This window comes from Streptomyces sp. NRRL F-2664, from assembly GCF_000719345.1.
GTDB lineage: Bacteria > Actinomycetota > Actinomycetes > Streptomycetales > Streptomycetaceae > Streptomyces.
Genome location: NZ_JOFX01000076.1, coordinates 1 through 10027 on the forward strand (window position 1 = coordinate 1; position 10027 = coordinate 10027).

10 protein-coding genes and 1 pseudogene are annotated in these 10027 nt (G+C 69.0%); 3 read left to right on the top strand and 8 right to left on the bottom strand.

Features of this window, described 5'->3' with window-relative positions; genetic code table 11:
• Nucleotides 1-291: 291 nt before the first annotated feature.
• Complete coding sequence (locus IF89_RS49435; RefSeq protein WP_051808014.1) at nucleotides 292-732, bottom strand: transposase; 441 nt, start codon at nucleotides 730-732, stop codon at nucleotides 292-294.
• Between the two features lie 11 nt (nucleotides 733-743).
• Nucleotides 744-1217 carry a transposase domain-containing protein gene (locus IF89_RS48195; RefSeq protein ID WP_420706996.1) on the bottom strand — a complete coding sequence of 158 codons (474 nt, stop codon included), beginning with the start codon at nucleotides 1215-1217 and terminating at the stop codon, nucleotides 744-746.
• Nucleotides 1218-1997: 780 nt separating this feature from the next.
• Here IF89_RS48195 and IF89_RS48205 point away from each other — a divergent pair.
• Nucleotides 1998-2156 carry a hypothetical protein gene (locus IF89_RS48205; protein WP_234327976.1) on the top strand — a complete coding sequence of 53 codons (159 nt, stop codon included), beginning with the start codon at nucleotides 1998-2000 and terminating at the stop codon, nucleotides 2154-2156.
• A 110-nt stretch (nucleotides 2157-2266) separates the two neighbouring features.
• On the opposite strand, the gene IF89_RS0133040 is transcribed toward IF89_RS48205, so the two are convergent.
• Entirely contained in the window at nucleotides 2267-3667 is a 1401-nt protein-coding gene (locus IF89_RS0133040) for an MFS transporter (RefSeq protein ID WP_078628684.1), read from the bottom strand.
• A gap of 133 nt (nucleotides 3668-3800) precedes the next feature.
• On the opposite strand from IF89_RS0133040, the gene IF89_RS0133045 reads away from it, so the two are divergent.
• Nucleotides 3801-4160: an ArsR/SmtB family transcription factor gene (locus tag IF89_RS0133045; protein ID WP_030775990.1), complete on the top strand. Its 360-nt coding sequence runs from the start codon at nucleotides 3801-3803 to the stop codon at nucleotides 4158-4160.
• 1598 nt (nucleotides 4161-5758) lie between these two features.
• Here the strand turns inward: IF89_RS0133045 and IF89_RS48210 are convergent.
• Nucleotides 5759-5939, bottom strand: a pseudogene (locus tag IF89_RS48210) (cation diffusion facilitator family transporter); the annotation flags it as partial.
• 330 nt (nucleotides 5940-6269) lie between these two features.
• On the opposite strand from IF89_RS48210, the gene IF89_RS0133050 reads away from it, so the two are divergent.
• Nucleotides 6270-6743 (top strand): hypothetical protein, encoded by a 474-nt coding sequence (locus tag IF89_RS0133050; protein WP_158718021.1) that lies wholly within the window; start codon nucleotides 6270-6272, stop codon nucleotides 6741-6743.
• A 109-nt stretch (nucleotides 6744-6852) separates the two neighbouring features.
• Here IF89_RS0133050 and IF89_RS46395 read toward each other — a convergent pair whose 3' ends face one another.
• From IF89_RS46395 to IF89_RS0133075, 4 genes are all read right to left on the bottom strand, one after another.
• Nucleotides 6853-7014, bottom strand: a complete 162-nt coding sequence (locus tag IF89_RS46395) for a hypothetical protein (protein ID WP_158718022.1) — start codon at nucleotides 7012-7014, stop codon at nucleotides 6853-6855.
• A 1454-nt stretch (nucleotides 7015-8468) separates the two neighbouring features.
• Nucleotides 8469-8639, bottom strand: a complete 171-nt coding sequence (locus IF89_RS49180; RefSeq protein ID WP_078628685.1) for an HNH endonuclease — start codon at nucleotides 8637-8639, stop codon at nucleotides 8469-8471.
• Nucleotides 8640-8739: 100 nt separating this feature from the next.
• Nucleotides 8740-9138, bottom strand: coding sequence for a hypothetical protein (locus tag IF89_RS0133070; RefSeq protein WP_030775999.1), 399 nt, complete (start codon nucleotides 9136-9138; stop codon nucleotides 8740-8742).
• Nucleotides 9138-9404 carry a hypothetical protein gene (locus tag IF89_RS0133075; RefSeq protein ID WP_030776002.1) on the bottom strand — a complete coding sequence of 89 codons (267 nt, stop codon included), beginning with the start codon at nucleotides 9402-9404 and terminating at the stop codon, nucleotides 9138-9140. The genes IF89_RS0133070 and IF89_RS0133075 overlap by 1 nt, the downstream gene beginning before the upstream one ends.
• Nucleotides 9405-10027: the final 623 nt, after the last annotated feature.

A 10027-nucleotide genomic window follows, 5' to 3' on the forward strand; every position in this document is an offset into this window, starting at 1 on the left:
TTCCCACTCCGCATTCGTCAGATCCCCACGGCCCATACGACGAGCCTGCCCTCAACACCCCACCCCTGTCCGGAGATCCGAGAAACAGCCCCTAGGGGCAATACCGGTGATTTAGGTTGTTTTCAGGTGTCTGCTGGTTGGTTTAGTGGGTGGGACCAGCGTGATGGTGTGGGCCGGTGGCGGGGGCGGGTTGCGGTGGTGGGGGTGCTTGAGGTGCCAGTTGCTCATCTTGCGTTTGATAACACGGGGGTTCGAGCGCCGTCTGCGGGGTGCAGAAGCCGTTCGAGCAGTTCACGGGCTGTGTGCTGGAAGGCCCGGGTCAGTCGTGAGGGGGGAAGGCGCCGCCTGGCCTGTGACGTGGCGGCGGGCGGCGTTGAGGGTGCGGGTGAAGGAGATCCGGTCCGGATCGAGGCCGGCCTCCTGGGCGGTCTGGTGCATGAGATCGCGCAGTGCGTGGTGGACAAGGAGGAATCCGTAGACTTCCTGCTCGACACCGTCGGGGTACTGCGAGCGCAGGACGAGCTGCCGGCCGCCCTGGTGGGTCTTGATCTCGTCCAGGGTGTTCTCGATCTCCCACCGCTGGTGGTAGAGGGCGGCGAGTTCGACGGCGGGTGCCTGGCCGGGGTCGCAGACGGTGGTGACCAGCCGGTAGACGGTGTCCTCGCCGGAACCATCGAGCCTGTACTCGATAACCCGGACCCCGGGCCGGGTCACGCCCGTCCCGGTCAGCACTCGCCACGATTTCAGCCTGGTATCGGCGGTGGCGGCTGGTTGCGGTGGACGGCACGGATACGCACTGCGCTGCTGCCCTCTCCCTGAGCCGGGCCGACCGAAAAACTCGCCGTTGGCGTCGGTGTCCGGGACGTCGAAGCCCCCGCCGTTTCCGCAGTCGCGACCGGACGGCAAACCCGATCGAACAGCACCCGCAGCGGGTCCGGTCCCAGCCGCCGGCGGGCCCGGCCGATCGCCGCGGTCGTCGGCACCCGCCACGGCTTCTCCCACCGCCGCACCCGCTCCAGCCCCTGCGTCAGAAGCCGGGCCACCTCCTCATAGCCCTGCCCCGGGAACAGGCACATCGCCAGCACGAAATACACCACCACCCGGGCCGGCAACAACCGCGAGCGCTGTTCCACCCGCCCGCACTCCGCCACCACCTCATCCACCAACTCCGGCGGAAACACCCGCGTCAGCACACCCAGAGCGATCCGGTCCGACAACCGGCCACCCGACGACTTCACCTGCCCAGGCCTCGGCACACCCACCCAACGACCAACCTCACCCAAAGTCACCGGTATTGCCCCTAGTACTCCAGCAGCGGATCGTGTCCTGAGCTGGTTCTTCTTTGGTGATGGCTGCGTCGCGCGGTTGCTTGGCGGCAGCGTCGCCAGTGGGACCAGGTGATGCCGAGGGCCTCCTCGCACATCTACTGCTGCACGGTTGTGAGCTTGTCCCAGCCGAGCCGGACCGAGCGCACCCACCGTCCGAGGTCCTCGCCCTGGTGCATTACCTCGCCGGGCTCGGTCGGTGGCCGGGCACCAAGACGGGTCGATGTCCTCCAGCTGCTCCCGCCGCTCCGGCGACAGCGCGCCGGACCAGGAATCAACCGGCAGCCCTTCGGCCTGGCGCTGTTCGAGGTCCTGGGCACGCCGGGCGGCGGCCGCGCGTTCTTCAGAAAGATGCCCACCCGGTACCCCTGATACGTGGCATCGAGAGGGGCCGGATCGCGACGCCGGACGAGTGCGAGGTGGCGGGCTGGACGCGGTGCAGCCAGGTCCGCAACCCGCTCGGCCGGCAGCCCCGCCGGGCGGGTGCGCGGACGTCGGGTGTGCGGTGAAGGCGTTTGCGGGCCGGGTGCGGTCCTTCGATCGGGCGGCGCGGCTGCTGATGGTCGACCAGTTCGCCATCGGCCCGGGCTTATATATGCTGATGCCTACCTCGCGGACCATCTCGCCCACGGGCCCGGGCTGGCCGCCTGGGCGGTTGGCCTGGTGCTGGGAGTGAGCAACCTCTCGCAGCAGGGCATGTTCCTGATCGGCGGGACCCTGGCCGACCGGTACGGGTGCAAGCCGATGATCCTGGTCGGCTGCGCACTGCGGACCGTTGCCTGCGCGCTGCTCGCGGTGGTGCAGCCGCCGTCGGCGCTGGTGGTCGCCTAGGTGCTGACCGGTCTGGCCGGTGCCCTGTTCAATGCGGCGGTTCGCGCCTCTCTGGCCGCCTCGGCCGGGCCGGAGCGGCGGGTGGAGGCGTTCGCTGCGTTCAACGTCTTCTACCAGGCGGCATCCTGGTCGGACCGCTGGCCGGACTGGCCTTGCTGTCGTGGGACGGCGCTCGCTCCGGCGAGGTGCAGTTGGTCGCAGGCCGGAACGTGGCTGTGACGCCATCCGCCGGGTACCTTCACCGCGCCTTCCAGGTGCCGGTGCCCGGCTGCGAGGCCGGTGTGCACGCGCAGAGAGTCGTCGGTGTCCCAGGCGGGCCACAGCCGTACGGCTGTCACGGCGGCGGTCAGGCCGATCGCACCGAGGGCGACGGCGGCGGACAGCAGTCCGGCCGACGCGCCCACCCATCCCGCGAGGGGGTAGGTGATCAGCCAGGCGGCGTGGGAGAGGGAGAACTGGGCGGCGAAGGCGGGCGTGCGCTCCTCGGGCGGGGCCGAACGCCGGATGAGACGGCCGGTTGGGGTCAGGACCATCGAGCACGCTGCGCCGAATGCCGCCCACGTCCCGAGCAGTGCGGGCCAGCGCCAGTCTCCGCCCGAGGCGGCGGTGATCAGGCCGACGGCCGCGAACACCACCGGCAGGAGCAGGGCCCCGGTGAGCATCACGGTGCGGTCGGCAAGGCGGTCGAGGATGCGCGGCAGCAGCAGGGCGACGAGCATCGATCCGGCGCCGTACGCGCCGAGGGCGAAGGCCACGTCGCCGGTGGAGCGGGAGAGGTGGTCACGGACGTAGATCACCGTGTTGACGGTGACCAGGGCGCTGGCGGCGGCCACCGCCAGGTTCAGGCACAGCAGGGCGCGCAGGCGCGGTATCCGGAAGAACAGGCGGCTGCCCGCGGTGGCCTTCGCGTACGCGCCCCCGGTCCGCGCGGGCGCCGGTGCCGGCTTGGGCAGCACCGCCGATACGACGAGAGCCGCGGAGGCGAGGAATCCGCCGACCGTGCCCAGGAACAGCCAGTTGTAGGTCATGAACGTCAGCAGCGCAGCGGCCAGTGCCGGGCTGAACAGGCTCTCCAGGTCGTAAGCCAGCCTCGACAACGACAGCGCCTGCGTGTAGTCGCGTTCCTTCGGCAGGACGTCGGGGATGACAGCCTGGAAGGTCGGGGTGAAGGCGGCGGAGGCGGCCTGGAGCGCGAAGATCAGGACGTAGACCTGCCAGACCTGGTCGACGAATGGCAGACTCAGCGCGACCGCGGCGCGGGTCAGGTCCGAGCCGACCATCAGGGCCCGGCGCGGGATGCGGTGAGCGAGCGCACCGATCGCCTGAGCGATGGCCACGTAGGCGACCATCTTGATCGCCAGCGCGGTTCCGAGGACCGATCCGGCCCGGGGACCAGCGATGTCGTAGGCGAGCAGGGCCAGGGCCACGGTGGCCAGGCCGGTGCCGACCAGGGCGATCACCTGGGCGGTGAACAGGTGCCGGTAGGCGCGGTTGCGCAGCACGGACAGCATGCGGACGTCCTTCGCAGGGCGGAGGGGTTGACACCTCCACCATACGCATATGTGCGCAGTTGCGCATATGACAGATGAGTGTCGGGCGCACGCCGGCCGGGGGACAGGATCACGACCGGCATACCCTGGTCGCATGTCTGTGAGCGAGTCGGTTTCAGCTGCAAGCGGTGCGCATGTGCGCGTCCCGGACGAGGCGCGCCTGACCGAGGCCGCCGTGGTCTTCGCGCTGCTCTCCGACGCCACCCGACTGCACCTGCTGTGGCTCCTCGCCCAGGAGGAGTCGGACGTCGGCTCCCTCGCCGAGCACTGCCCCGCCTCCCGGACCGCGGTCAGCCAGCACCTGGCCAAGCTCCGGCTCGCCGGCCTGGTGGAATCCCGCCGGGAAGGCCGGCACGTCGTCTACCGGCTCGGCGACGGACACCTGCGCCGCCTGGTCACCGAGGCGCTCAGCCACGCCGACCACCGGATCAGCGGCGAGGCCCCGCACGACTGACGCGCGCAGCGCCGGACACAGGGCTTCCCGATGATCCGTCACACCGTTCCGCCCAGGTCAGCTGCCCGGCGGAAGCCCGGGACACCTCAAGCGGGGGCGCCCCCTACGGGAGCGCCCCCGCTCATCCTTGCGGATCCAGGCTCCCGTCCCCGTACGCCGGACCCCGAAGGCGATGCCCGCCGCTACCACCAGCACCGCGGCCCCGATCCCGGCCCAGGCGCCGGCCGACAGCCCGCCCCCGGAGTCTTTCGGTTCGGCTTAGGCGGACGGAACTGCCGCCGACGGGCGGCCGTACTCGGCGACGGGGACGGGGAGCTGCCGGCCGCCCCGCCGGGGGAGGGGCCCAACAGCGTGGCGCCCGGTACCGCGGCCGTCAGCTTGAGCACGGGAGCCGGGCTGCCGGTTCCGCCAGCTCTATCCAGCGGTCGACCTTGCCGTCGCTAGCTACAACGTCTTGAAAGCCAGCTCCTTGGCCTCCCGCAACTGCCGGACCACCACCGAGTACTTCGGCGTCCTTGCCCACGGCCCACCGCAGGACCCTTGACCGTGTAGCCGTCGGGGCTCGCGGTGAACTTCCAGCCCTGCGGGCCCTGCCCGTAGATGACATCAGACGGCGCAATGCCCTCGGGCAGCACCACCCGCAGCTCGGTGATCCCGGCCGAGTCCCACTCCGACCCTGCCGCGAACTTCAAGGTGACGTCCTCGGCCAGGGCCAGAGCCGTCTCGGACTCCACTGCAACGTGCGCTGTGGCAGGAACAGCAGCCAGGACGACACCCGCAGCAGCTGCGGACACCCCGCAAGGGCCGCAGGGCGTTCGCCGCCTCCGGGACAGGATGGGCGCACAAGCCCTCCCCTCGGCGGCCCCGTCGCTTCACCGCGCCCTTCAGTCGCCGTCCTGACCCGGCCACACAACGCCAGCACACCGCAGACCGCCGCGCCAGGCGGGGCCGTCAGCGGCCGCCATCTGCTCCACCAGACCCTCATCGCGGCTGCCACGCCCAGCGCGAGGGCCCAGACCCTGTGCAGGACGCGGTCCAGCCGTTGCAGCAGCCGCGCGACCGCACAGGCGGCGACCGCGTGGACTGCAGCCATCGCCAGGGACTCGTGCAGCCGCTCGCGCCACACCGGACGCATCTGAACGGGCACCACATGACCGGTGTGCCCACCCCGCCCCGTGGCGGCCGCGGCCATCCAGTGGTGCAACAGGGCCTGGGCCGCACAGCTCACCCCAACGAGCACCGGCATAGACCACCGCCGCACGCGCCCGCAGACCCACCCAAATGCCAGCAGCGTCAACGCCGCCACTCCGGCACGGTCCCATTGCACCGGACCGCCGGCAACCAGATGGTGCCCGGCCAGCCCCAACCCCGCCTGCGCCGTCGCGCAAGACACCGGCGCGCACAATCAGCGGAAGTGCGCCCCGGGAACGGCGGTGAAGAGGAAGCGGCGCCATGGCCCGCCCCCATCATCGGGCAGCCGGGCAATCCCAGAAGGCCAAAAGCCCGATCCCACCCCCGGCCGCAGCGCCGTGGCGGAGGCAGGCCGCGCCGCCGACAGCCCACCGCTTCACACATCTACCCTCCGGCGGCAGCCGACCCAGCTGCGGATCGACGACGATATCGGTCTCGGCACGCAGGGTGTGCCCGATCCACCGCATGCGCACCTGGCCGAGCCCGCGAACCCCGGCCACCGTTGTGCAGGGCGTGCTCGGCCTTGTCGACGAGGGCGGGGCCGACGGAGTCCATCAGCCGTCGGTAGACCTCGGGGGCGACCTTCCGCGTCGTGCCCGCCGTGGTCCGCGCGGCCGAAGCCTCGCCGTACGTGCACTGCGTCTCCGTCATCGGGGCGGGGCGCCATTGTCTCCGCGAGCCGATACGGCACCGGCGTCCGGTTGTGAAAGGCGGCCACATCGCACGCCCAAGGACATACGGTTGATACCGCCGATGATCATTTTGGGGGACCGTGGCCGACCTGCATGCGCTGTTCAGCCGCAACGACCCGTCGTAGTTCGACGTCGCGGAAGCGTTCACCGACCGGCAGCACCAGCGGGCCCTGGTCGCCGCCGCGCTCGAGGAGCACCTGTGCAGCACCGGCGCCGAGGGGTCGACGTGGAAGACCTCGAAGTCCCGCGCACGAACGTGATCGTCTTCCACGGCATTGGAGGGGTAGGCAAGTCCACCCTGCTCCGCAAGATCGAAGCCGCGCTGACGGCGGCTGAGCACCGCCCCGACCAGTGGGGCGCACCCACTTGGACGCAATCGCTCCTGCCCATCCCGATCGACCTGTCCCGCGCCGCGTCGACCGGCTCGGACTTCGAGCGGGTCATCCTGACGATCCGCCTCGCGCTCGCCGGGGCCCTGGGCCGGCCGATGCCGTCCTTCGACGTGGCGCTGCGACACTACTGGGAGCACGTACACCCCGGCGAGCCGCTGGACGAGTACATCCGGCGGTCCGGACTGGCCGGAAAATTCGCAGAGATGCTGCCCAGCAGCTGCAGGCCGGCGTCGGCGAGGTCGCCGCCGCTCTGGCGCTCCCCAGGCTGGTCGGCTCGGCCACCGGACAGCTCACCTCGGCGCTGGTGAACGCCCTGCGCGAGCGCCACGAACGTGCCCAGGCCCTGGCTGGCGCAACGGGTACGGCAGCCCTGCTGGAGGCCACCCCTGACCTGGAGGCGCTGTCCTACTACCCGCATCAGCTGGCCTGGGGCTCGAGCCGACTGCCCCCGAAGAAGCGCATCGTCCCGCTGGTCCTGCGCGGCGCCTGCACGGCGACATCGAGGCCGCCGGGCTCCCCTTCCTCCACCGGTTCGCGGAACTCGCAACCGCCTTCCACCACGCCGTCCGCAGTGAACATCAGGACCCGGGCGCCGCCATCGGCCGCCTGCGTGAACTCGCGGCAGCGGCGACTTCGCGTACTTCGTCGACGTCGCCCACTTCATGGCCGGCCTGCCTCTGCCGGCCCCCTCAGCCATCCACTGGACCGAGAACGAAGAACACGTCCGCTCCGCATGGCGCCGCCTGGTCCACGCCCGGCAGGAACACCTGCACACCGGAGCCTGACCGCGGTGCCAACGCGATGCCCCCAGATCACCAGGAGCTGGCCCGGGAACATCGCTCGCGGCATCCACGTCCGGCAGATCGTGCGCATGCAGACAAGCGAGGAGGGGCGAAGGACCGGGTGTGCAGCATGGTCATGCAGGATCGTCTCCAGCATCGAGGAGGCGGCCCTCAGCATGGGCCTGAAAATCCAGCACTGCCGCAGATGTCTCGTCCGGAGTTTGAGTAGCTGGCTCACGTTCGGACGGGCGGCGTCGCGGTTTCGGGAGGAAGGGGGCCAGCACGGTGCTCATGGCCGCGCCAGCTCGAGCAGCTGCTGAGGCGAGCTCGCCGGAGGCATGCTTTCGGGCTGCCAGTGCTTGCTCGACGCGTGGATGTACTCCGCCTCTTCATCAATGGTCGGCCAACGGCGGCTGGACTCTTAGGAGCAACGGTTCCAGACGCCGATTGCAGTCTGGCGGGCGGCTGAGACTCCCAGCGCCTCAAGTTCGTTTGCGCGCAGGCCGTGATGCAGAGTCCACGAACGGTGATAAGCGGCCAGCAGTGCGGCCGTTCGGATCCTCGTCAATGCCCTGGCGGCCTGGGAGGACTTTTCCACCTCCTCCATTACCAGCGGAAGGAAGAAGTTGTCTGGCGGCTGGCCTGTCAGGTCTGTCCAAGCATCAATCCACTCTAGGACCATGTCGGCGTGCTCATCCTGGTCTGTACTTCTCAGATCCATTCTCCCGACGTCCTGGAGGCTTTCACGCTGGCTGCGAAGCGGGCGATCTGCTGCTCAGTGAGCTGTTTCTCGTGGTCCGCTATCCAGTTGTGAGTCCAGACGTCAATTACTGCTTTGTCCACCGGAAAGAGAGAAGGGGATTCGTCCGCGCGATGGGCAGGCCCAGTCGATTGAGTTGCCAGGCGGGCTTGCGCCCTCTTCTGCAATTCACCGACCATTCGCCATGTATTTTCGCAAAATAGCGGAACAAATTCCGGCTTTTGACTGTGCGATTGGGCGCGACCATGTCTGATAGGGTGGCGGGCGGTAGCCCTGCCTCATGGAAGCGATCCATGCTGTTTTTCCAGTCAGAAGGTAGGGAATGTGCGCCTCTCTCCTGAAGTTCGTATGACCAGGAATTCCAATTGTCTTTTTCTTGCTGCCCCGCCAGGTTGGCGGCTGCAACCCTCATGGCCTCAGCCCACCTGAGGGCATCCGCAGACACATCCTTAACGATGTCGACATCGGCCGTGGCTACTCTTACCGCTATTTCAGGGTTCGCACGCCGCCACAAGATTGTCGGGCGTATCCGTTCCACCCAGCGCCACCGGTACGACGTGATCCACGCGTAGTACGACGTCTGGCGCAGATCCCCCGCAATACCGACAGGTGTATCGGTCTCTCCGCAGGACCTCGAAGCGGAGTCGGTTGGAAACAGGCACGGCTCTCCAAGGGACAACGGTCGATGGGTGAGCTCAATGAACAGCTGCGTCTTGGGATGCAGCCTCAATTCGGTCGACTATTCGTTAGCCTCCCGGTCGGCTACCGGTCGGGGTGGACCGCCTGGATGCCAGTCCCTGCGTACAGCTCCGGCATGAGGGTGAGCAGGTAGCGGCCGGCGGGGAAGTCGGCGGAGGGGCGGGCGGCGTGGATGGCGTGGACGGTTGCCCAGGAGTGCCCAGCGCGCAGCAGCTCGGCGGCAGCCAGCGCGGCGTGGGTGTCAAACGACTCGATCCGGATGAACCGCAGGCCGTGAATGTAGGGGAGCAGGCCCGGCCGCTCGGTAGTGCCAGCGGTGAGAGAGAGCACTGGCGCGTAGAGGGTGCCCAGGCCGCCGGAGGATTGGACGTAGAACGCGGCGACCGCCTCGTTGTACGGGTCCTTCGGGTTGTGGAGCGCGATGGCGGTCGTGTGGTCCAGGACTACCGCGATCGGCCCCACTATGCGGCCGCCGGGTCCTGGCAGCCGCCGAGGCGTTCCAGAAGTCCGCGCGCCTTCGCCTCTGCTTGCTCACTCGGCACGGTGCCCAGCACGGAGGCGAGCTCGGCGCGGGCCTGCTCGGCGCGCTCCGCGTACTCGGCCTGGGTGGGCCGACCCTCGGCGAGCTCCTGAACGAGCTGCCGGATCGTCGTGCTGTGCTCGGCTGCCAGTGCGGCCAGCCGGTCACGGGTTGCCGCACTCACCTTGATGCTCGTTTCGTCTGCCATACCGAGACTCTACTGCGAGTAGAGGGCCTCTGTGGAGGGTTCCAGCCATGCCGAGCAGATGGTGTCAGTTCGCCTCTCTGCTCTTTGGGCGGTAAGGGCCCGTTTGAGTTCCTGGAAACCGCAGGTCAACCGGCCCTTGTGAGGGAAGTGGCGGAAGCTGTCGTTTCGGCGAAGCGTCACGGTGACGGGAGTCCGCGATGGAACCGACATCGCCTCAAGGTGCTTCGACCTCATGCGCGGATGATAGCGGTAGAGGCCGTCTTGGCTCGCGACGGCTCCATCGACCGGAACAGCGGTCCGTGCTCGCCTGGGCGCACACCCGTCGGGACCTCCAGCCCAGGACCTCGTGCACTCACACCGCCGCGTCGGGCTGCCCTGACTGGGTGGTCCACCGCCCGCCGACCGCGCGGTCACATGGGACAGGCGACACGCTCGCCCCCATTCTGTGATGGTGATCACACTCTTCTCAGAGGTCTCAGACTTCCGGACTGGAGCGCAGGCCGTGACGCTCACGAGCGGATTGCCTAGCCTCGCCGTTTCACTTGGGTACGGCCGGCTATGGGGCGGAAACGCGAAAGTGCCTTCCTGAGCTGCAACGATGAACCTTGTTGGGGGGTTCTGTC

Coding starts and splice junctions, on each gene's coding strand:
- IF89_RS0133075 (WP_030776002.1), bottom strand. CDS start 9,404: ATGGCAGACGAAACGAGCATCAAGGTGAGTGCGGCAACCCGTGACCGG.
- IF89_RS0133040 (WP_078628684.1), bottom strand. CDS start 3,667: ATGCTGTCCGTGCTGCGCAACCGCGCCTACCGGCACCTGTTCACCGCC.
- IF89_RS46395 (WP_158718022.1), bottom strand. CDS start 7,014: ATGTTCACTGCGGACGGCGTGGTGGAAGGCGGTTGCGAGTTCCGCGAA.
- IF89_RS0133045 (WP_030775990.1), top strand. CDS start 3,801: ATGTCTGTGAGCGAGTCGGTTTCAGCTGCAAGCGGTGCGCATGTGCGC.